21 protein-coding genes and 1 tRNA gene are annotated in these 21,771 nt (G+C 65.7%); 10 read left to right on the top strand and 12 right to left on the bottom strand.

Going from position 1 to position 21,771, the window contains the following annotated elements:
* The first annotated feature begins 275 nt into the window (after positions 1 to 275).
* On the top strand, positions 276 to 1,061 hold the full coding sequence (locus QX128_RS30620) for an alpha/beta hydrolase (RefSeq protein ID WP_316239380.1): 786 nt from the start codon (positions 276 to 278) through the stop codon (positions 1,059 to 1,061).
* Between the two features lie 11 nt (positions 1,062 to 1,072).
* Here the strand turns inward: QX128_RS30620 and queG are convergent, their stop codons facing one another.
* On the bottom strand, positions 1,073 to 2,257 hold the full coding sequence (gene queG / locus QX128_RS30615) for a tRNA epoxyqueuosine(34) reductase QueG (protein WP_316239405.1): 1,185 nt from the start codon (positions 2,255 to 2,257) through the stop codon (positions 1,073 to 1,075).
* A complete protein-coding gene (locus tag QX128_RS30610) occupies positions 2,206 to 2,898 on the bottom strand; it encodes a glutathione S-transferase family protein (RefSeq protein ID WP_316182999.1) in 693 nt (230 codons plus the stop codon). The genes queG and QX128_RS30610 overlap by 52 nt, the downstream gene beginning before the upstream one ends.
* A 357-nt stretch (positions 2,899 to 3,255) precedes the next feature.
* Here QX128_RS30610 and QX128_RS30605 point away from each other — a divergent pair, with 357 nt between their 5' ends.
* The gene (locus QX128_RS30605) at positions 3,256 to 4,062 is read left to right on the top strand and encodes an undecaprenyl-diphosphate phosphatase (RefSeq protein WP_316239379.1); all 807 of its coding nucleotides are present in this window, start codon (positions 3,256 to 3,258) and stop codon (positions 4,060 to 4,062) included.
* Between the two features lie 126 nt (positions 4,063 to 4,188).
* Here QX128_RS30605 and QX128_RS30600 read toward each other — a convergent pair whose 3' ends face one another.
* Positions 4,189 to 5,157: a complex I NDUFA9 subunit family protein gene (locus QX128_RS30600; RefSeq protein WP_316239378.1), complete on the bottom strand. Its 969-nt coding sequence runs from the start codon at positions 5,155 to 5,157 to the stop codon at positions 4,189 to 4,191.
* 224 nt (positions 5,158 to 5,381) lie between these two features.
* Between QX128_RS30600 and QX128_RS30595 the strand changes: the two genes are divergently transcribed.
* Positions 5,382 to 5,468 (top strand) — tRNA-Leu (locus QX128_RS30595).
* Positions 5,469 to 6,919: 1,451 nt separating this feature from the next.
* Here QX128_RS30595 and QX128_RS30590 read toward each other — a convergent pair.
* From QX128_RS30590 to QX128_RS30570, 5 genes are all read right to left on the bottom strand, one after another.
* Entirely contained in the window at positions 6,920 to 7,330 is a 411-nt protein-coding gene (locus QX128_RS30590; protein WP_316239377.1) for a hypothetical protein, read from the bottom strand.
* Between the two features lie 130 nt (positions 7,331 to 7,460).
* Complete coding sequence (locus tag QX128_RS30585; protein WP_316239376.1) at positions 7,461 to 8,345, bottom strand: NAD(P)-dependent oxidoreductase; 885 nt, start codon at positions 8,343 to 8,345, stop codon at positions 7,461 to 7,463.
* Between the two features lie 587 nt (positions 8,346 to 8,932).
* Positions 8,933 to 10,225, bottom strand: a complete 1,293-nt coding sequence (locus QX128_RS30580; RefSeq protein WP_316239375.1) for a TRAP transporter large permease — start codon at positions 10,223 to 10,225, stop codon at positions 8,933 to 8,935.
* A complete protein-coding gene (locus tag QX128_RS30575; RefSeq protein ID WP_316215390.1) occupies positions 10,216 to 10,761 on the bottom strand; it encodes a TRAP transporter small permease in 546 nt (181 codons plus the stop codon). Before QX128_RS30575 ends, QX128_RS30580 begins: the two co-directional genes overlap by 10 nt.
* Positions 10,762 to 10,871: 110 nt before the next feature.
* Positions 10,872 to 11,843 carry a TRAP transporter substrate-binding protein gene (locus tag QX128_RS30570; protein WP_316239374.1) on the bottom strand — a complete coding sequence of 324 codons (972 nt, stop codon included), beginning with the start codon at positions 11,841 to 11,843 and terminating at the stop codon, positions 10,872 to 10,874.
* A 455-nt stretch (positions 11,844 to 12,298) separates the two neighbouring features.
* Between QX128_RS30570 and QX128_RS30565 the strand changes: the two genes are divergently transcribed.
* From QX128_RS30565 to ptsN, 7 genes are all read left to right on the top strand, one after another.
* Positions 12,299 to 12,913, top strand: a complete 615-nt coding sequence (locus QX128_RS30565) for a ribonuclease D (RefSeq protein WP_316239373.1) — start codon at positions 12,299 to 12,301, stop codon at positions 12,911 to 12,913.
* Between the two features lie 159 nt (positions 12,914 to 13,072).
* Positions 13,073 to 13,774 carry an LPS export ABC transporter periplasmic protein LptC gene (lptC, locus tag QX128_RS30560; protein ID WP_316239404.1) on the top strand — a complete coding sequence of 234 codons (702 nt, stop codon included), beginning with the start codon at positions 13,073 to 13,075 and terminating at the stop codon, positions 13,772 to 13,774.
* Between the two features lie 4 nt (positions 13,775 to 13,778).
* Positions 13,779 to 14,465 carry an LptA/OstA family protein gene (locus tag QX128_RS30555; protein WP_315805646.1) on the top strand — a complete coding sequence of 229 codons (687 nt, stop codon included), beginning with the start codon at positions 13,779 to 13,781 and terminating at the stop codon, positions 14,463 to 14,465.
* Positions 14,466 to 14,819: 354 nt separating this feature from the next.
* A complete protein-coding gene (gene lptB / locus QX128_RS30550; protein WP_316178968.1) occupies positions 14,820 to 15,833 on the top strand; it encodes an LPS export ABC transporter ATP-binding protein in 1,014 nt (337 codons plus the stop codon).
* 210 nt (positions 15,834 to 16,043) lie between these two features.
* On the top strand, positions 16,044 to 17,678 hold the full coding sequence (gene rpoN / locus QX128_RS30545; RefSeq protein WP_316178970.1) for an RNA polymerase factor sigma-54: 1,635 nt from the start codon (positions 16,044 to 16,046) through the stop codon (positions 17,676 to 17,678).
* A 72-nt stretch (positions 17,679 to 17,750) separates the two neighbouring features.
* Positions 17,751 to 18,353 (top strand): ribosome hibernation-promoting factor, HPF/YfiA family, encoded by a 603-nt coding sequence (gene hpf / locus QX128_RS30540; protein ID WP_316178971.1) that lies wholly within the window; start codon positions 17,751 to 17,753, stop codon positions 18,351 to 18,353.
* A 328-nt stretch (positions 18,354 to 18,681) separates the two neighbouring features.
* On the top strand, positions 18,682 to 19,143 hold the full coding sequence (gene ptsN / locus QX128_RS30535) for a PTS IIA-like nitrogen regulatory protein PtsN (RefSeq protein WP_315805649.1): 462 nt from the start codon (positions 18,682 to 18,684) through the stop codon (positions 19,141 to 19,143).
* On the opposite strand, the gene QX128_RS30530 is transcribed toward ptsN, so the two are convergent.
* The 4 genes from QX128_RS30530 to QX128_RS30515 form a co-directional block, all read right to left on the bottom strand.
* Positions 19,104 to 20,030 carry a sulfotransferase domain-containing protein gene (locus tag QX128_RS30530; protein WP_316239372.1) on the bottom strand — a complete coding sequence of 309 codons (927 nt, stop codon included), beginning with the start codon at positions 20,028 to 20,030 and terminating at the stop codon, positions 19,104 to 19,106. The two genes, ptsN and QX128_RS30530, sit on opposite strands and share 40 nt — an antisense overlap.
* 265 nt (positions 20,031 to 20,295) lie before the next feature.
* Positions 20,296 to 20,802: a GNAT family N-acetyltransferase gene (locus QX128_RS30525; protein WP_316239371.1), complete on the bottom strand. Its 507-nt coding sequence runs from the start codon at positions 20,800 to 20,802 to the stop codon at positions 20,296 to 20,298.
* 144 nt (positions 20,803 to 20,946) lie between these two features.
* Complete coding sequence (locus QX128_RS30520) at positions 20,947 to 21,210, bottom strand: DUF1150 family protein (protein WP_009026315.1); 264 nt, start codon at positions 21,208 to 21,210, stop codon at positions 20,947 to 20,949.
* Positions 21,211 to 21,268: 58 nt separating this feature from the next.
* Positions 21,269 to 21,694, bottom strand: coding sequence for an Hsp20 family protein (locus tag QX128_RS30515; protein WP_006613108.1), 426 nt, complete (start codon positions 21,692 to 21,694; stop codon positions 21,269 to 21,271).
* Positions 21,695 to 21,771 lie beyond the last annotated feature (77 nt).

Raw genomic sequence — 21,771 nt, 5'->3', positions numbered from 1 at the left:
TTCGCGGGCAAGGTCGCAACTGTCCGGTGCGTCGAAATTCCGCCCGGCCGTCGCGGCTCCTGCGACGCATGCGCGAGACTCGTGCGTCGATGCATTCCCCCAAGGAAGCCACACGGCCGAGAATTGCGATCAAACTCGCGCTTTTTCGGGCCCTCGTGGTTCCGCCGGGGGACATAGAGTGCGCCGCGCGCTTTCGCAAGCGGCAGCGTCAAGCTTGGCCGATTGACGGAAACGGCCGGTTCGCCCACACAACACCCGACAGCGAGTAACGATCCATGAACCCTGCTGCAGAGAATGCCGATCCGCCTGTCTTCATCACCGTCGGCGCGGGCGAATCGTCGCGCCGGATCGCGGTGCGGGCGCGGCCAGGCCATCCGCCCGGGCTGTTCTGGCTCGGTGGCTTCAATTCCGACATGAAAGGCACCAAGGCACTGGCCCTCGACGCCTGGGCCGCCGGGCGCGGGCGCGCCTGCGTCCGCTTCGACTATTCCGGGCACGGCGAATCCGGCGGACGCTTCGTCGACGGCACGATCAGCCGCTGGCTCGAGGAGAGCGTTGCCGTGTTCCGGCAATTCTGCCGCGGACCGCAGGTCGTGGTCGGCTCCTCGATGGGCGGCTGGATGGCGCTGCTGCTGGCGCGCGCGCTGCTCGATGAGCCGGCCGAAGCGACGCTGGCGGGCCTGGTCCTGATCGCTCCGGCGCCCGATTTCACCGAGGAGCTGATGTGGAAGGGCTTCTCGCCGGCGGTCCGGACCGAGATCGAGACCAACGGCGTCTGGATGCGCCCGTCGGAGTACGGCGAGCCCTATCCCATCACCAGGGCGCTGATCGAGGACGGGCGTCATCATCTCCTGCTCGGCGGTGCCATCAAGATCGGCTGCCCGGTGCGCATCCTGCAGGGCGCGCAGGACCCGGACGTCCCCTGGCAGCATGCGTTCGCGCTGACCCACCGCCTGCCCGCCGAAGACGTGGTGCTGACCATGATCCAGGACGGCGACCACCGGCTGTCGCGTCCGCAGGACATCGCGCGCATGCTGGCCGCCGTTGGCGAGATGGGCTGAGGCGGCCTGCTTCAGCATCGGACTTGCCATTCCGCGCGGACGCTCTCGGCGGCCTCGGTCGCCAGCGCAATCGTCGCACGTTGGGCAAAAGCCCCCGGGTCGAGCAGTTGCGCCAAGGCCCAGGCGGCGGCACCGCGCACCAGCGGACTCGGATCGGAGGCCAGCCGCTCGGCGGACGGCGTCAGCGCCACATCGCCGGAGTTGCCGATCGCGATCAGCACGTTGCGCAGGAAGCGGTCGCGGCCGATGCGCTTGATCGGCGATTTCGCGAACAGCGCGCGGAACGCGGCATCGTCGAGCGCGGCCAGCTCCGCCAGTGAAGGCGCGCGCAACGCGTCGCGCGCCGCCAGCTTCGCCTCGCGTCCAGCCTGCGCGAACTTGTTCCACGGACAGGCGGCGAGGCAGTCATCGCAGCCGTAGATGCGATTGCCCATGGCCTTGCGGAACTCGCGCGGGATCGGCCCCTTGTTCTCGATCGTCAGATAGGAGATGCAGCGCCGTGCATCGAGGCTGTAGGGGGCCGGGAAGGCCGCGGTCGGGCAACTGTCGAGGCAGGCCCGGCAGGAGCCGCAATGATCGAGCTCCGGCGCATCCGGCGGCAGGTCCAGCGTGGTGTAGATGGCGCCGAGGAACAGCCAGGAGCCGAAGCCTGATGACACCAGGTTGGTGTGCTTGCCCTGCCAGCCGAGCCCGGCCGCTTCGGCCAGCGGCTTCTCCATGACGGCCGCGGTGTCGACGAACACCTTCACGTCACAGCCGGCCTGCGCGACCAGCCAGCGCGCGAGCGTCTTGAGGTTCTTCTTGATGATGTCGTGATAGTCGTCGCCGCGGGCATAGACCGAGATCGCAGCATTGCTGCGCTGGGACAGCACCGCGCGCGGGTCCTCGTCGGGGCCGTAATTGACGCCCAGCATGATGATGCTGCGGACCTCGCTCCACAGCGTTGTGGGATCGGTGCGGCGGGACGGCTCGCGCGCCAGCCAGTCCATGTCGCCGTGCTGGCCGGCGGCGAGGAAGCGTTCGAACGCGGCGGCCCGCTCGGCGCTCACGACCGGGGCGGTGAGACCGATGACATCGAAGCCCAGCCGCTGCGCCTCGGCGGCCAGCGCCGCCTTCAACGTCTCCGGCGTGGGCCTATCGGCGCTCAGAAGTCCAGATCCACATAGGTGCGCGACGCCGGCACGCCGGCCAGCCAGTCGCTCAGCAGCGGCCGGAACGACGGCCGCGACTTGACCCGCGCGTACCACGCCTTCGCGGCGTCGTCCTCGATCCATGGCACGTCGCCCAGATAGTCGATCGCCGACAGATGCGCGGCGGCGGCCAGATCAGCATAGGTCAGGCGGTCGCCGGCCAGGAAATTGCGCCGCTGCGCGAGCCAGCCGATATAGGCGAGATGATAGCGCACATTGGTCTTGGCGGCGCGAATCACGTCGGTCGACGGCGGCCCGCCGCCATCCTCCTCGCTCATGAAGCGCTTGTAGATGCGCTCGGTGACCAAGAGGTTCGAGGCCTCCTCGAAGAACTTGGTGTTGAACCAGTCCATCAGCCGGCGCACCTCGATGCGCTCGGCCGCCGTGCCCGGCATCAGCCGGCGATCGCCCATCTCAAGCCCGCAGGTCTCATCGATGAATTCGGCGATCACGCCGACACCGGGCACCGGCGGCAGGCCTTCGACCGACAGCACCGGCGTGGTGGCCGCGGGATTGAGCACGAGAAACGCCTCGCGGCGCTCCCAGGCGCGTTCCTCCACCAGGCGCAGATCGAGCCCGTATTCGCCGAGCACCAGCCGGACGAAGCGTGAATGCGGGCAGAAGGGATGGTGGAAGAGCGTGTACATGGAGCCTTTCGACGATTCCGCGGCTGCGGCGCTTAACGAACAATCAACCATCGGTTCGCACCGATGCCTCGTCCCGATACCGGCGCGCGGTTGCGCTCGCGAATCGGACCATTAGCGCATGGTCGGCGAAAGTGTAAGCAGTAGGGCGACGGGTCAGCATGCGGGAAACGACGTTCGGGGAACACGCGTCGGTGAGCTGGATCGGCCCTCCGGACCCGTCGCGTTCTGATTCGGAAGCTGCGCTCACGCGCCGGTTCATTCATCCGATAGGACCGCCCATGCCGCTTTTTGCAATTGCGGGCGGGGGCCGAATAGGCGAGAAGGGCGGCGTTTTGCCGGCAATCCAGGATCCGATCCATGATGTCAGATACGCTGCGGGCGGTGCTTCTCGGCATCGTCGAGGGCGTCACCGAGTTTCTTCCCGTATCCTCGACCGGCCATCTGCTGCTGGCGGAGCGCTTTTTCGGGCTCGGCGACGAGGGGTTCTGGAAGAGCTTTGCGATCCTGATCCAGCTCGGCGCCATCCTCGCCATCGTCGCGCTGTACTTCTTCAAGCTCACCCGCGTCGCGATCGGCGCGCTGACGAACCCTGACGATCGTCGCTTCATCATCGGCGTGCTGATCGCGTTCCTGCCCGCGGTCGTCGTCGGCCTCATCGCCGGCAAGTACATCAAGGCGCTCCTGTTCGATCCCTGGGTCGTGTGCTTCTCGCTGATCGTCGGCGGCGCCATGCTGCTGTGGGTCGATCAGATCGATCTCAAGCCGCGGGAGCACGACGCCACGCGCTATCCGCTCATGATGTATCTGTGGATCGGCGTCGCGCAGTGCGTCGCCATGATCCCCGGCGTGTCGCGCTCCGGCGCCACCATCGTGGCGGCGATGCTGCTCGGCGGCGACAAGCGCTCGGCCGCGGAGTTCTCCTTCTTCCTGGCGATCCCGACCATGGTCGGCGCCTTCGTCTACGACTTCTACAAGAGCCGCGCCGAGATGACGTCCGATCACCTCGGCCTGATCGCGATCGGCTTCGTCGTGTCCTTCATCACCGCGATGATCGTGGTGAAGGCGTTCCTCGGCTACGTCACCCGCCATGGCTTCGTGCTGTTCGCCTGGTGGCGCGTCGTCGTCGGCACCCTCGGCCTGATCGCGCTGGCGCTGGGGAAGTAAGTCGGCCCGTCTCTCTCCGCTCGTCATTGCGAGCGCAAGCGCAGCAATCCAGTGTGGTGGGCGGGACTCTGGATTGCTTCGTCGCTTCGCTCCTCGCAATGACGGCGTTTAGCAGGGGGGCCCTTCTTACGCGTTCTTGCGCTGGAACTGCCCGGCGGGACGGAAGCGCCAGAGATATTGCGGGGCGACCGCCTCGAGTGAATCCGGCGTGATGCCCAGGCCCTGAAAAGTCAGGCCGGCCGCCTTCGCCGCCTCCGACACGACGTTGTCGTGGCGCAGCAGCTCGACCTGGTCGGGCGTCAGCTTCAGCGGCCCCGGCGCGAACTGCAGGAAGGTTGCCTTCATCTTCGCCAGTCCGAACGGCACCGGCAGCAGCGCGCGGTCGCGGTCGGTGATCTCGAGGATGATCTTCAGGATCTCCCGGAAGCTCAGCACCTCCGGCCCGCCGAGCTCGTAGATGGCGCCCGGCTGCGCCTTGCCGTCGACCGCATCGGCGACCGCTGACGCGACGTCGCCGACATAGACCGGCTGCATCTTGGTCTCGCCGCCGCCGATCAGCGGCAGGAACGGCGAGATCCGCGCCAGCCCCGCAAAGCGGTTGGTGAACTGGTCCTCGGGGCCGAACACGACCGAGGGGCGCATGATCACGGCCTCGGGGACCGCCGCCAGCACGGCCGCCTCGCCGGCCGCCTTGGCGCGGGCGTAAGCAGACGCCGACTCCGCATCGGCGCCGATGGCCGAGACATGCACCATGCGGGCGCCGGCAGCGGCGGCCGCCTTGGCGACGGTGGCGGCACCCTCGGCCTGCACGGCCTCGAAGGTCTGCGCGCCGCTCTCGGTCAGGATGCCGACGAGGTTGATCGCGACATGGCTGTCGCGCAGCGCTGATGCCACCGAGTCGGGATAGCGCAGATTGGCCTGGACGGCGTGGATCTGGCCGACCCGGCCGAGCGGCTGCAGGTGGCCGGCGAGCTCCGGCCGCCGCACCGCGACGCGGATGCGGTAGTCGCGCTTGGCCAGCGCCCGGACCACGTTGCGCCCGACGAAGCCGGAGCCGCCGAAGACGGTAACCAATGTGTCCAGATTCGATGCCATGGAATGCTTCCTGGGATTGCATCGGGCGGTTGGGCCGCCTCGACGAGAGGGCTCTGAGCGGCGATTCGCACCCCGCGGGCCGCCATCCTGGCCCGCTGTATAGCCCATCGTCCGCACCGCGGAAAAGTGGCCGTGTTTTTGCGCATGGCGTGAGAAAAATTGTCATCTTGGGCCTTCGGCGGTTTGACAAGCCGCCGTTCGATCCGTACACACCGCCTCCACATGCCCAGGTGGCGGAATTGGTAGACGCGCTGGCTTCAGGTGCCAGTGGCTTAACGGCCGTGAAGGTTCGAGTCCTTTCCTGGGCACCACGCTACGCCTTTCAGGCTACGCGTGGCGCCGCCGAGCCAAGGCTCGGTTTCGATTTTTCCCCGATATCGCCGTAGCTCCGAAGTCGCCGGACCACGCATCCCGTCGGTCGCAGACACGCTTCGCCGCGCATCGGCGGCTTTCGCCGTGAGCTCCGTTTCGGCCATGCCAACACCTCGTGTCATTCTCGATCTCGCCGCAGCGACGGTCAGCTCCCCTCCCCCTTGCGGGGAGCGGTTGGGGGTGGGGGTCCGCACGCTCCGCTGCAAATGAGGCGCACGTCGCTTCTCTTGCTTCAGAGAGGTGGTGCCTGTCGCTTGCTTCATCGCCCGGAGACCCCCACCCCCGACCCCTCCCCGCAAGGGGGAGGGGAGTGGACCGAGACCTTGGTGAGACTTTGATCCGATCGCGTAACGAAGAAAGGCGAGGCGCCTCCTGCGCGGAGATACATCTTGCTTGTCAGTCATCCTCATCGTCTCGGATCTCGTGCGCTTATCGGAAATCATTCCGGACGAGCCTCCTCGGCCTCGCGACGCATCCGCGCCCGAGTCATGCTGATCGTCTCGCCCTCCAAATCATGAGGGCGCAGGGAAGGCCGGGTGCCGACCGCACCCATGGCCCGCCAGCGGAAGAAAATGCTGGCGGCAGGAACCACAGGTACGCGCCGGATCATCCGGCCCTCCCTGCGCAACGGTTTTAACGGCTGCTTCGCGTTCTCCCTGGTGCGCCGGGCTTGTTGGCCACCATCCCCCACGCAATGCGCTAGCATTGCGCCAGGTTGATATCAGCGTCGGGATATCAGGACCGCGCGACTTGACCGTGCGTGCATCGCCGTTCGTCCGCGCGATTAGCTCACGCTGCGTCGACACACGCCCATCGCATCCCACTGCCAACGTCTCGTGACGGTCGCGACACGCCCCTCATGCGGCAGCAGGGACGCGCGGAAATGTGCAGGTGATTTGCCCGACGGTGCAAGGGGGAATATTGCGACGAACTAACACGACGGGCAATTTGCGCATGGTAGTCATGCTGATAGCGCCACCGTCGTCGCGAGCGACGTGACGCAATCCAGAGCTCGGTCCGGACTCCCGATGACTTGCGGACCGAGTTCGATGGCCGATGATGACCGCATCAGGGGCCCCGTCACGGAGATGATAGCGGTGCCGCGAATTGAAGAGGCAACTGCCGCAGCCCGGTGGTGTGGCGCGAAGCCGCCGCCCCACAATTGGTGTCGTCCCCGCGAACGCGGGGACCCATACCGCGTGATGTCTGAAAGGGGCATGCGGCCCATCCCGAGCGCCTCACGGCATCCTGTGGTTATGGATCCCGGATCAGCGCCCGCCGACGCGTTGCGTCGGCAGGCTTGTCCGGGACGACAGCGGAGGGTGCCGCGAGGCGTGATTTCCGGAAGAAGCAGACGGCACGTTATGAGTCCCTAGCCGTATCGCCGCTGCTAGCTTCCAATTCCAAGAAAACGATCCATGCCTGGCGGCAACTCGCCTTGCCGATCGACGGCAAAGCAGAGCATCTTCAGGCATTCGGCTGCCCGCTGACCTAGCTCAGCCGAACGCGCGGCGAACTGCATGGTCAAGGCTTGAGCCTCCACCCAGGTCAGAGTCTGGTTGGGCCCAGACAGCTTGCTATATTGAATGCCTGGGCTAACTGCCGGACGGTTATCAGGGGATGCGTCGATCAGTAAGGGTTCATCGAAGCCGAGTCTCTCCATTCGATCTCCGTGATTGATCGAGCGAAGCGGCAGGAAAACGATCCATTCCGCGTCACGTTCGTCGCAGAACGACACGGCAAGAGAACCGCCATCGCGGATCATCTCAGCCCCGAGCAAGGTCTTCACATTCGTAAACATGCGCAATTCTAGCCACCGATGTCTCTGTTACAAGAAAAGCTCATCGGCCACGCAGAGAATGCCGTTGTCGGCTGGCTATCAAAGCGCAATCCGCCGGTCCAGGGCTGGCCAACAAAGTCCGATGTCCAGGTCACTCCGTGCGTGACGCCGCGATCACACGGGCCAGCACCGGCCAATACAGATCGCCATATCCCGCTTCGATGGCCTCTCCCAATCGTCGGTCGGCGAGCTCCGCGCCCGGCAGATCGATCTGTACGGACCTGGCGAGATCGAGGGCATAGCCGACGTCCTTGCGCGCATATTCGGTCGAGAACGCGCGCTCGGGATATGTGTCGGGGAGCATCGCCTTCATGCCGTGGTTGCGCAGCGCGAAGCTGTCGGCGGAGCCCTTGGCGAGCGTTTCGAACAGCAGCTTGGGATCGAGGCCCGCGCGCTTGGCGGTCTCCAGCGCCTCGCCGAGCGCCACCACGGTCTGCATCAGCACCATGTTGTTGAGGATCTTCACGACCTGGCCTGCGCCGACGCCGCCGCAATGGGTGATGTCAGTCGCAAACGTCGCGATCAGCGGCCGCAGCCTTTCGAACGTGGCGGCGTCGGCTCCTACCATCACGCTCAGCGTGCCGTCTTCGGCCGCCTGCCGGGTGCGGGCGATCGGCGCATCGGCATAGGCGGCGCCGTTGGCCGCGAAACGCGCGGCCAGGTCCCGGGTGGTCTGCACCGGGGAGGTGCCGAGGTCGACGATGGTGTGTCGTGCTGCCGCGTGCCGGAGCAGGCCGTCATCGCCGTCGCACACGGCCTGGACGTGCTTTCCGCTCGGCAACGCCATGAAGATCACGTCTGCCTCGCGCGCCAACTCCGCCAGCGACGCGGCCCTGATGACGCCGACGGCAGCGAGGCGCTCCAGCGGCGCATCCAGACGATCGAAGCCGAGCACCGGGACGCCGGACTTCCGCGCCAGATTGCGGCACATCGGCTCGCCCATGACTCCCAACCCGATGAATCCGATTGCCGCCATTGCAAGCTCCTCTTCATCCGGTCCTGCCGGTCAATTCGACCATGACACCGCGCTGCGGCTCGGCCGAGCGAGATAGTCGTCCGAATAGTCGCCGGTGTCGATGGAGCAGACGATCCTGCCGCTCATGCAGACGCCACGGATCGCGCGGCCGTCGGAACAATTGGCATTGTCGCGGGTCGTGCATGAAGTGAGCGTCGACGCATGCGGACTCCTATCGCCTGATATCCGCAATGTGCAGGCGGTGCGCCGCATGACCGACGGTGACCATGGGTCCCGGATTGGCGCCCGTCGACGCGTTGCGTCGGCAGGCTTGTCCGGGACGACAGCGGAGGAGGTTGCTGTCAGGCTTTGTGGGGTGAGCAAAGGCGCATCGCGAGCTCTCGCGGCTTACGCTGCTGGCGCGCCGTGCCCACCATCTTGATCTCGGCGCAGCGCGGTGGGCACGTCGCGCGCGAGACCGCATAGGCCAGCTGGCTGTCGGGCGCGCCTTTGCCCACCCTACGCTGTCAGCAAATGTTGTTGTCAGCCAATCACGGCGGGCGCGGTTTGCTAGCCTGGCTGGCCAGCAAACCTTCGACCGCTTGCAGCTATCCCTTATACCCCATCAACAGCCGCGGCAGCCAGAGCGAGAAGGCCGGCACGTAGGTCACGAACATCAGGGCGGCGATCAGGGCGGCGTAGAACGGCAGGATGGTGCGCATGACGGCGCCGACCGAGATGCCGCCGATGGCGCAGCCGACGAACTGCGTGGTGCCGACCGGTGGGGTGTTGAGGCCGAGCGCGCAGTTGATCAGCATCAGCATGCCGAACTGCACCGGATCCATGCCGGCCTTCATCGCGATCGGCAGGAAGATCGGCGTGCAGATCAGGATGGTGGCGGCCATGTCCATGAAGGTGCCGAGCAGGAACAGGATGACGTTGATCAAGAGGAAGATCATCCAGGGCTGCGTCGAGACCTTGCTCATCAGGTCGCCGGCGAAATCGGCGACCTCGTAGAGTCCCATCAGGTACTGGAACATGGTGGAGACGCCGATCAGCAGCAGCACGACGCCGGTGGTCTTCACCGCCTTGGCGGCGGCGCGCAGGAAGTTGCCCAGGGTCATCGTGCGGTAGATGAAGAACGTCAGCAGGATCGTGTAGGTCACCGCGACGGCCGCGGACTCCGTGGCGGTGAAGACGCCGGACAGGATGCCCGTCAGGATGATGCCGACGATCAGAAGGCCGGGCAGCGCCGCCGCGAACGAGCGGAAAACTTCGGGCCAGCCGGGAAACTTGCCCGCGGGATAGCCGCGCTTCACGGCGACCGCGTAGGCGGCGACCAGCATGCAGACCATCAGCACCATCGCCGGCAGGAGGCCGGCGGCGATCAGCGCGCCGATCGACACCTTGCCGCCGGCGGCCAGCGCATAGATGATCATGTTGTGGCTGGTCGGCATCAGCGCGCCGACCAGCGAGGCGTGGGTGGTGACGTTGACGGCGTAGTCGGTGTCGAACCCCTCCTTCTTCATCATCGGGATCATCACCGCGCCCATCGCCGAGACGTCGGCGACGGGAGAGCCGGAGACGCCGCCGAACAAGGTGCAGGCGACGACATTGGACATGCCGAGTCCGCCGCGGATGTGGCCGACAAGATTCTTGGCGAGCTTCACGATCTTGTCGGCGACGCCGCCATGCAGCATCAGCTCGCCGCTGAAGACGAAGAACGGGATGGCGAGGAACGAGAAGATGTTCATCCCCGACATCATCTGCTGGAAGATGACGGCGACCGGCAGGCCTTCATACAGAATGGTGCAGATCGCGGAGAGGCCGATGGCGAAGGCGACGGGAACGCCGAGGATGAGAAAGCCGAAGAACGTGACGCCGAGAATGATCAGTTCCATGACGGGATGACCTCTTCACCGCGCAGGAGAGCAATGATGTGCTCGATCGAGAAGGAGACGATCAGGAGCCCGGAGACGACCAGCGGGACGTAGCGGACGAGCTCGGGCAGGCCGAGATTGGCGATCTTCACGGTGCCGACGGAGGCGCCGAGGATCCAGCCGTTGTAGGCCATGGCGATGCCGAACAGGGCGACCAGCACGTGAATCACGATCTCGATCTTCTCGCGCGTCGAGTCCGGCAGCATCACGAGGAGACTATCCATGCCGATATGTCCGGCGTCGCGGACGCCGACGGCGCCGCCGATCAATGTGACATAGAGGATCAGGACCAGCGCCAGGTTCTCGGTCCAGGTCGGGCTGGAGTTGAGCACGTAGCGGCCGAACACCTGGTAGAACACGATGGTGACGATGACGAGCAGGCCGGCGACGGACAGATACATGCCCAGCCGCGCGATGATGGCGTTGATCCGCGTCAGCGGGCCGCGTGACGGGCGTCCCTCCCCATGCTCGTGGTCGCCGACATGTGGGTCTGTCATTCCCGTCCCTCCCCTGGCTTTCCTCCGGCGCCGCCTGATGGCGGCGCCGGACCGTGTGATTGTTGTTCTTGGTAGGTGTCTTTGAAGTCGCGATTGCTACGTCGCTACTCTTACTTCGTATCCTGGATGCGCTTGACGAGGCTCGAGAGCTTCTCGTCGCCGGCGAACTTCTGATAGACCGGCTTCATCGCGTCGACGAATTCCTGCTTGTTGGCGATCGTCACGACCTGGACGCCGGCGGCCTCGACGGCCTTGCGGGAGGTCTGCTCGCGCTCGTCCCACAGCTTGCGCATGACCGGCACGGAGTCCTTTGCCGCCTTGCGGATCATCGCCTGGTCCTCCTTGCTCAGGGTGTCCCAGACCTTCTTGGACATCACGAGGACTTCGGGCGCCAGCGAGTGCTCGGTGACGTTGTAGAACTTGGCGGCCTCGAAATGGCGCGAGGATTCGTAGGACGGCCAGTTGTTCTCGGCGGCGTCGACGAGGCCGGTCTTGAGCGCGGTGTAGACCTCGCCATAGGGCATCGGCGTCGGGTTGGCACCGAGGCTCTGGATCATGCCGACCCAGAGGTCGGACTGCTGGACGCGAATCTTCAGGCCCTTGAGGTCGGCGAGCGACTTGACCGGCGCCTTGACCGTGTAGATTGAGCGCGCGCCGCTGTCATAATAGGCGAGGCCGATCAGGCCCGCGGGCTCCATGGCGGCCAGGATCTCGTCGCCGATCGGCCCGTCGAGCACGTGGCGCATGTGCTGCGTGTCGCGGAAGACGAAGGGCAGGCATAGCGCGACGGTCTCGGGCACGAAATTGTTGAGCGGCGAGGAGTTGATGCGCATCATGTCGAGCGCGCCGATCTTGAGCTGCTCGATCGTGTCCTTCTCGGAGCCCAGCGCCCCGTTCGGATACACCTTGACGCCGAGCTTGCCACCGCTCGCGGCAGCGAGCTGCTTGCCCATGAACTTGACGGCTTCGACGGTCGGATAATCCGCGGGGTGCACGTCGGCTGAGCGGAAATCGCGCGCGACCGCCAAGGGCGACGAGACCGCCAGCACAGCGGCCGCAATGATACCTGTAAGTGCCTTCATCTTGGCTTCCTCCTCATGTGATTATGTCGTTGTCGGCAGATGCTGCGGCCGCCTTGGGTCGCTGCACTTCAGATGCGAAGTCATGCGACAATATCACGCGTACGGCCAGTGGCATTTTCTGTCCAAGCCAAAGGCGGCATCGATCAATGCAAGAGTTGCATCGATCGATTGGGTGCGATCTGGCGCGATGCAACCACCGGGCCGATCGCCTCAGGGCGCCACCTCGACGGCCGCGGCGACACCTGCCGGCGTCACCTCCGATGCGATCACCTTGCCCCGTCCGGCCCTTGCGCCCGGGCGGCGGGGCTGGCATTCCCACGGCTGATCTCCGGACCGGCCCGGCGCGTTTGCCGGTTGGTTACCAGCGCCGGGCTACAGCCGGTTCCCGAGCGCTTCCCGCGGCGTTGCTCCGGCCCGTCGCGTCCGATTTCGATTCGACCGAGGTTTTGAGAGCCATGACCGTACGCCTGCACCGCGGCGACCTGCCCGATCTTTCCCGCTACACCTCGTCGGTCGCGATCGACACCGAGACGATGGGGCTCAATCCGCACCGCGACCGGCTGTGCGTGGTGCAGCTGTCGCCCGGCGACGGCTCGGCCGACGTGGTGCAGATCCCGAAGGGGCACACCGACGCGCCGAACCTGAAGGCGCTGCTCGGCAACCCCGACATCACCAAGATCTTCCACTTCGCGCGCTTCGACATCGCGGCACTGTTTCACGCGTTCGGGGTGATGCCGCAGCCGGTGTACTGCACCAAGATCGCCTCGCGGCTGGCGCGCACCTATACCGACCGCCACGGCCTCAAGGATCTCGTGCGCGAGCTGCTCAATGTCGATCTCTCCAAGCAGCAGCAGTCGAGCGATTGGGGCGCAGATACGCTCAGCGAGCCGCAGCTCGCTTATGCCGCCTCCGACGTGCTGCACCTGCATGCGCTGCGCGAGAAGCTCGACGTGATGCTCGCGCGCGAAGGGCGGCTGGCGCTGGCGCAGGCCTGCTTCGCGTTCCTGCCCCACCGGGCCACCCTCGATCTGGGCGGATTCGAGGCCGAGGACATCTTCGCGCATTCCTGACGGGGGCGAATCGCAGACGTGTTCACGATCATTAATGTCTCGTAATGATCGCGAGGCCCCTGTGTCGCGATTTCGCGCCAGTTCCAGGCTGCAATGGTGGGGCCCCCCATGGTAGGATGGGCGCTGTTTCGCGCGCATCCCGTGTCCGTCGGAGCCCTGGTGAACTCGGTCCACAACACCGCCTATGATCCCACCCTGCAGGCGCGCTTTGCGATCGCGGCGCGCCACAGCCGTTTCGTGCGCGTGCTGCGGGTCGCGGTGCCGGCGGCGGTCGGACTGGCGATGGCGGTCGTGATCGGCATCGCGCTGTTCAATCCGTTCCACATGGAGATCAACACCCCCAATCTCACCGGCAACCTCGTCATTTCCGGCCGCAAGATCACGATGGAGACGCCGCATCTGACCGGCTTCACGCCGGACCAGCGGCCCTATGATCTCGTCGCCCGGAGCGCGGTGCAGGACCTCACCGATCCCGATCACGTCGAGCTCAACATCCTCCGCGCCAAGGTGCTGATGGAGGATCAGTCGACGGTGACGTTGAAGGCCAATACCGGCGTGTTCGACACCAAGCAGCAGCAGCTCGAGCTGAAGAAGGACATCCTGCTGACGACGTCGACGGGTTACGAGGCGCGGCTGAGCCGGGCCTCGGTCGACATGGCCAAGGGCACCGTGAGCTCGGACGAGCGCGTCGACGTCAAGCTCACCAACGGCACGCTCTCCGCCGACCGCCTGCGCATCACCGACAATGGCGAGGTCATCCGCTTCGAGGGCAACGTGATGATGAACCTCGACAACATGAATGCCGCTCCGGCCACGACCGCGAGCGCCGATCCCGGCCGTCCGGCCCGCAACGTGAAGTGAGCTCATGACGACGTATCGTTTGATTGCCGCGGTCCGGCGCGGCGCCTCGTTCGGTGCGCTGGCGCTGATCGCGTTCGCCGATCCGCTGCAGGCGCAGAGCGCGACCACCGGGGTGCCGAACGCGCTGCAGGGATTTTCGCAGAACCGCGACCAGCCGATCCAGATCGAGGCCGCTGCGCTCGAGATGCGCGACAAGAAGAAGGAGGCGACCTTCACCGGCAACGTCAAGGTCGTGCAGGGCGATACCACCATGACCTCGAAATCGCTGGTGGTGTTCTACGACGGCGGCGCCCAGCCGGGCGGCGCCAAGTCGAGCAAGGCCACGCCGGCGGCGACGCCGGGGCCGGACGGCAGCTCGGCGATTCGCCGGTTGGAGGCGCGCGGCGACGTCAAGGTGACCCAGAAGGATCAGGTCGTGACCGGCGAGACCGCGGTCTACGACACCAAGACCAACATGATCTCGATGCAGGGCGGCGTGGTGCTGACCCAGTGCAAGAACGTGATGCGTGGCGACCGCCTGACGGTGGACATGACCACCGGCGTGTCGCGCGTCGAATCCGACAGCGGGCGCGGCGTGCAGGTGCTGCTGCCGCAGGCGGGCGCCGGCGCGGGCGGCGGCTGCGGTCCGTCGACCGCCTCGGCTCCGGGCAGCGCCGCGCCGCTGCAGCTCGGTCCAGGCAAATCGAAGTGACTTCAATTATTTAGCAAAACGCCGGCGGCCCAGTTGAACCGCGCCGCTGCTGCCTCTATCTAGCGGGCGGGCGGTTCTGTCGCAGGACCGATGTAACGGGAGGCCGTGGAGCCCGTTGCATGGCTGCGAAAGAGTGATGCCGGACACGATTGCGATCTTGCGATCGGTCGCCTGCGTGGCGACCGCGACTTCGCCGTCAGACGACAAACTCCGAAGCGCGGCCTGCCGCGCTTTGGCCGGCCTCGCGCTCCCTGTGATCCGCGAGAGAGGTGAGATGCGTTCGCTCGCGGTGAGCGGGCGAGCCAGCGCTGCGGTCGGTGACGGGCAGCCTCGAAGGGCGTAAGCGAAGCGGGGATGGTGGATCTACTCGGCATGTTTCGTGGGCGTCCCGCCAAGCGCGGCCAGCGAGGCTCCTCGCGCCGGCGCGACGACATCACGGCCATGGACGATCCGTTCGGCAATTCCTACAGCGATGATCCGCTCGCCGCGCTCGCCGACTCCGTGCGCGATGAAACGGTGCCACGCATCAATCCGCGCTCGCCGCAGAACACCGAGCAGATCCAGCGCAAGCGGCCGGCCTCACAGCCGGGACCCGCCAAGCCGCGCAACAATGGCGCGGGCGGCGGCCCGCAATTGCTGCGCCGGCCGGGCTTCCTCGCCGTGCATTCGATCGAGAAGAGCTTTGGCAGCCGCCAGGTCGTGCGCGGCGTCTCGATCTATGTCCGCCGCGGCGAGGCCGTCGGCCTGCTCGGGCCGAACGGCGCCGGCAAGACCACCGTGTTCTACATGATCACCGGGCTGATCAAGGCCGATCGCGGCGCCATCGAGCTCGATGGCCATGACGTGACGCGGCTGCCGATGTATCAGCGCGCGCGGCTCGGCATCGGCTACCTGCCGCAGGAGGCCTCGATCTTCCGCGGCCTCACCGTCGAGCAGAACATCCGCGCCGTGCTCGAGGTGGTCGAGCCGTCGCGCAAGAAGCGCGAGCGCGAGCTCGACGCGCTGCTGGAAGAGTTCACCATCACGCGGCTGCGCAAGTCGCCGTCGATCGCGCTGTCCGGCGGCGAGCGTCGCCGCGTCGAGATCGCGCGCGCGCTGGCGACGCGCCCGAACTACATGCTGCTCGACGAGCCGTTCGCCGGCATCGATCCGATCGCGGTCGGCGACATCCAGCAGCTGGTGCGCCATCTCACCAACCGCGGCATCGGCGTGCTCATCACCGACCATAACGTCCGCGAGACGCTCGGCCTCACCGATCGGGCCTACATCGTCTATGCGGGGCAGATTCTCACCGAAGGCAGCCCGGAGGAGATCGTCGCCGATCCCGACGTGCGCCGGCTGTATCTCGGTGAGGAATTCCGGCTGTAGGGTTGCCGACGCGCTGTTTGTCCGCTTTGTCGGACACAGGACGGGTCGCGGAAACGCTGCGAATACCGCTGTTTCCAACTGCTTTGCGAGGCCGGTAACCTCGTCTTCCGCGCGCGCCATACTCCGTTTTTCTTATTCGTCAAGCCGTGTACATCGCGCGCAGATTAGGATAAGCAAGAATTGGACCAGTAAGGGAATGTTCTTGCTCCCATGGCGTTGACGCAGAGATTAGAATTCCGCCAGTCGCAGTCGCTGGTGATGACGCCGCAGCTGATGCAGGCGATCAAGCTGCTGCAATTGTCCAATCTCGACCTCTCCACGTTCGTCGAAGAGGAGCTGGAGCGCAACCCGCTGCTGGAGCGCGCGAGCGACGGTCCGGAAGCGCCGGTCGCCGGCGAGCAGCAGATGTCCGAGCGGGCCGAGTTCTCGGAAGGTGGCGAGGCCGGCGGCGACGATTTCGGCGAGGGCGCGAGCGGCGGCGAGAGCTTCGAGGGCGCCCAGGACGACTGGATGAGCCGCGATCTCGGCACCCGTACGGAGATCGAACAGACGCTCGATTCCGGGCTCGAGAATGTGTTCTCCGAAGAGCCCGCCGAAGCGGCCGCGCGGACCGCGCAGGACGCCGCGCCGACCACCTACACCGAATGGGGCGGTGGTGCCTCCGGTGATGAGGACTACAATCTCGAAGCCTTCGTCGCGGCCGAGACCACGCTGTCGGATCATCTCGCCGAGCAGGCGGCGGTGGCCTTCACCGCGCCGGCCGACCGCATGATCGGCCAGTATCTGATCGATCTCGTCGACGAGGCCGGCTATCTGCCCGCCGATCTCGGCCAGGCCGCCGACCGGCTCGGCGCCGAGCAGGCCGACGTCGATGCCGTGCTCGGCGTGCTGCAGACGTTCGATCCGCCCGGCATCTGCGCCCGCAATTTGAGCGAATGTCTCGCAATCCAGCTGCGTGAGCTCGACCGCTACGATCCGGCGATGCAGGCGCTCGTCGAGCACCTCGATCTCCTGGCCAAGCGCGACTTCGTCGCCCTTCGCAAGCTGTGCGGCGTCGACGACGAGGACCTCGTCGACATGATCGGCGAGATCCGCAGGCTCGATCCGAAGCCGGGGCTGAAGTTCGGCACCACGCGCACACAGACCATGGTGCCCGACGTCTACGTCCGCCCGGGTCCCGACGGCGGCTGGCTGGTCGAGCTCAACAGCGACACGCTGCCGCGCGTCCTGGTGAACCAGCACTATTACTCCGAGCTGTCGAAGACGATCCGCAAGGACGGCGACAAGTCCTACTTCACCGACTGCCTGCAGAACGCGACGTGGCTGGTGCGTGCGCTCGATCAGCGCGCCCGCACGATCCTGAAGGTCGCGACCGAAATCGTGCGCCAGCAGGACGGCTTCTTCACCCACGGCGTCGCGCATCTGCGGCCGCTCAACTTGAAGGCCGTTGCGGATGCGATCCAGATGCATGAATCGACGGTTTCGCGCGTCACCGCCAACAAATACATGGCGACCAATCGCGGCACGTTCGAGCTGAAATATTTCTTCACCGCCTCGATCGCATCGGCCGATGGCGGCGAGGCGCACTCGGCGGAAGCCGTGCGCCATCACATCAAGCAGCTGATCGATGCGGAAGATCCCTCCGCAATTCTCTCCGACGACACCATCGTCGAGAAGCTGCGGACCGCCGGCATCGACATCGCCCGCCGCACGGTCGCGAAATACCGGGAGGCGATGCGGATCCCGTCCTCGGTGCAGCGCCGCCGCGACAAGCAGAGCATGCTGGCGCATGCCCTGTCGGCCCCCGCCAGCGCCGACCGCACCCGGGATGCCGCGTCAGTTTGACCGGGCCCCGCGATTGCGCCTTAACCAAATAGGCTTAGTGTCATACTTGGTTCACATGAATCGAGGCGACACATGACCCTGCGGATTTCCGGAAAGAGCATCAGCGTCAGCGAAGCGCTGCGTGGGCGCGTCAGCGAGCGCACCGACGAAGTCTTGCGAAAATACTTCGACGGCAACTATTCCGGCCATGTCACGCTCTCCAAGGACGGTTTCGGGTTCAAGACCGATTGCGCCCTGCACCTCGATTCCGGCATCACGCTCGAGGCCGAATCGAATGCGCCGGACGCCTATGCCAGCGCCGACCAGGCGCTCCTGATGATCGAGAAGCGCCTGCGCCGCTACAAGAGCCGGTTGAAGGACCGCTCGGGGCGCAAATCCCATGCGGCCAATGCGGCGCTCGCCAATCTCGACGGCGCGGTGCTGGATGCGCCGAGCTACGTGATCGAGGCGCCGGCCGAGGGCGACGAGGAGATCACTGGCTACAGTCCGGTGATCATTGCCGAGAACACCACGGCGCTGAAGCGGCTGTCGGTGTCGGAAGCGGTCATGGAGCTCGATCTTTCGGGGGCGCCCTGCATGGTGTTTCAGCATGGCTCCAGCGGCCGGGTGAACATCATCTACCGCCGCGCCGACGGCAATATCGGCTGGGTCGATCCACCGGCGGTGACACCGTAGTCGCGCGGATGCGTTCCAGGGATCTCCTGGCGGCGCGAAAACCGGTTCCCGATCAGGCGGTTGGCGGACGGGTTGCGACGTCACGCCACGGCAATGAAGGGATGCGACCAAGCGGTTGGGGCGCTGGCGCCTTCAGGCCGCCACGCTCCGGCGATCTTTAAGGATAGGCTGCGGGAACACGCTTGCGGGTGTTGGCACGGCCGTTGCGTTGGGGTAGAAGCCCCACCCATCGGACACGGGTTAAGCCCGCCTGCCGCCTCAGCTTCTTGACGCCGGTCTGTCCCGACCTATTTCGCACCCTGACGGTTCAATCACCTCGGAACGCCCTATGCCGATTACCGATCTGGTCGCACCCGAGGCGATCGTGCCGGCTTTGAAGGTCATCAGTAAGAAGCAGGCGCTGCAGGAGCTTGCCGCCCGCGCGGCTGCGCTGACCGGGCAGAACGAGCGCAACATCTTCGAAGTGCTGCTGCAGCGGGAGAAGCTCGGAACCACGGCCGTCGGGTATGGCGTGGCGATTCCCCACGGCAAGCTGCCGAAGCTGGAGAAGCTGTTCGGCCTGTTCGCCCGGCTGGAGCGGCCGATCGATTTCGAGGCCATGGACGGCCAGCCGGTCGATCTGGTGTTCCTGCTGCTGGCGCCGGAAGGCGCCGGTGCCGACCATCTGAAGGCCCTCGCGCGGATCGCCCGGCTTCTCCGCGACCAGGATGTCGCCAAGAAGCTCCGTGCCTCGCGCGACGCCCAGGCGATCTATTCGGTGCTGGCGCTGCCGCCCGCCTCCGCGGCCTGACGTCGTATCGCGCCGCCGCCCTGCAAGGACCGGGAAAGCCTGCTGGCGAGCTTCCGCGCCGCACTGAACCCGCTCGTCCGCGCGGGTGGGTGCAACGGCGTCGGCTCGTAGCCGAACTCGACGACGAGCTCCTGGAATGCCTCGCTGCGGAGCAGGTCGAAATGATGCGGCATCATTCGCTCCTTGTAGATGCCGACCTTCCGGCCCCGTCCCGACGACGTCAGACCGCGGCCGAGCACATCGAGCTCCGCGGCCGTCTTGCGCGGCAGCCCCAGGTAGTCGCAGATGCCGTGAAGGACGGGAAACGACGACCGCGCCACATCGTCGGCCGCGAGCTCTGCATAGAGCTCTTCGAACCTCACGGTCAGGCAGGCCGGCGAGTCCAGCCAGCTCATGAACTTCTTGATGCCCGATCGGGGCAAAGAGAGGAGGGTCGATGTGATTCGGGAGTCGTCATCCGGGTGAGCGGCCGATCCGGCCGCCCGCAGATAGGCGTTCCACTTCCGCATCTTCGGGTAGGCCGCCGAATGGTAGACGAAGTCGACCCAGCTCACGACGATGTCGCGGGGGTCGCGGACGATGAACAGCATCTTGTGGTCCGGTCTGCCCAGCAGGTATTGCTCGAGATACGGACAGTACTCGGTGTGCGAGGCGCAGGAGTAGCCGGAGCTCAGGGCCGACGCCCAGAGCGGCGCCGGGAGCGCGCGTCCGTAGTCGAGCGAGCCGTCGGGATTCAGCCTGCTGATCGATGACGTGTAGGTGTGATAGCCGACATCGACGTGACCACCCAGCGCTCTGACGAGTTCGACCAGCAGGTACGTTCCTGCTTTCGGCACGCTGTTGCAGATGACGTAGTAAGGGCTCGGTCCCGGCGGAGGACTGTCCACAAAGACGTGCCGGTTGGGGAGGGTCCCGCGTGCAAGCTCTCGATAGACGCCGCCTGCATCAAGCCGTGATCCATGCATCTGCCATCCCTACACATGCTCGTCACACATCGGACTAGCGCGTGCCGCAACGGGGACAACTTAAGGATTGGACACCTTCGCCTTAAACCCGGTCGGATTGTATCTGGTTGTCAAATCGACCGTTCCAGACATCGATGGAAACAAATTTCTCAAAGGCGCTTTCAGCAGCCGCGTCGTCCGACGCCGGCTATCGCAACGATCTCGCCATGTAGCGCACCGTCTTGGCGCCGCCATGGATGCCGGCCGTCGCCAACGGCGCGAAGCCGAGCGCAGCATGAAACGCGTCCGACTGCGGATTGGGCGGATCCAGATTGACCTCGCAGACGATGTGGTCGTGGCCCGCCGCGGCCGCCTCCCGAATCAGCTCCTCATAGAGCTGCCGCGCCAGGCCCCGGCCGCGGGCGGCCGGCGCCACCACGATGCGGTCGACATAGACGAACCGATCGTAGCGCGCCCGGAACCAGCGGTGATTCGGATTGTCATAGGCGGCGGCGTGATCCAGCGCGATCACCAGCGCGTCGGCCCAACCAACGCGCCGGGCGCGCCAGGCTCGATCGACCAGCTGCTCCAGCGCATCGGGCGAGAGCCAGGACAGCTCCGAGGCATGCGCATTGTTGAGCGCGAGCAGTGCGTCCGCGAGCGCGCGATCTGCGCTCAGCTCTGCGGCGCTCAGGGGTGTTGTCGGCAACGTCATGTGCGGCGCTCGCTCCGGGCAGAAAAAAGGGCCGCCCCCGTTTCCGGGGACCGCCCTCGTGTCAGTGCGTGAGCCGCATGGATCTCGTGAGCATCAAGTCTCACGAGACGCGGTTGCCGCAGGCGCTGCGGCGCGGCCTTTGCGTCAGTGCACGCTCACGGCCTGGAGTTCGTGGCTCCAAGCATTCGCAATCGCGGCTTCGCGGCTGTCGGTGAGCATGATCGGCGTGCCGTCAGCGGCATGCAAGGCGAACAGCTTCAGTCCCGGCGCGATGTGCGGTGCCTGCGGAAACAGTCCCGGTACGTCCTCGGAGCGGATCTGCTTCACATAAGCAATGTGGCCCTCGCCCAAGGTAGCCAGCGACTCCAGGGAGACGGGGGATTCCGACGCAACATTACCTTCAGTCATGGTCTCGACTCCTTCTGAGACTCAAGCGGTCGAGTCCGCTACTCGTTCCATCAAACCATTATTCGTGTTCATTGATCGCTATTGTCTTAACGATCCGCTCAGGCTCCGGCCTGGCCAGATCGACCGACAACAACCCGTTCTTCAGGTCCGCACCGAGCACATGCATTCCCTCCGCCAGCACGAAGGTGCGCTGGAAGTGGCGCGCGGCAATGCCGCGATGAATGTATTGCCTGGTCTTGTCGTCCTGCTGCCGGCCGCGGATGACCAGCTGGTTTTCCTCAATGGTGACATCGAGTTGGTCGCGGGTGAAACCCGCCACCGCCAGCGTGATCCGCAGACGCTCGGGCTGGCCATTGGTGCGTTCGAACCGCTCGATATTGTACGGCGGATACCCGTCGGCACCTTTGACGACGCGGTCGAGCACGCGCTCGATCTCGTCGAAGCCCAGCAGAAACGGACTGGAGAGCGAAGGAACACGAGACATGGTTTACAAAGTCCTCTCGAAGCGACTTTGATGTATCAGGGCCCTGTCGGCACCCCTTGAGCAGCAATATGGGCACG

The organism is Bradyrhizobium sp. SZCCHNR1015 (assembly GCF_032489875.1).
GTDB lineage: Bacteria > Pseudomonadota > Alphaproteobacteria > Rhizobiales > Xanthobacteraceae > Bradyrhizobium.
The sequence above is the reverse complement of the archived record's forward strand: the minus strand, read 5'-3'. Positions and strand labels throughout refer to the sequence as shown.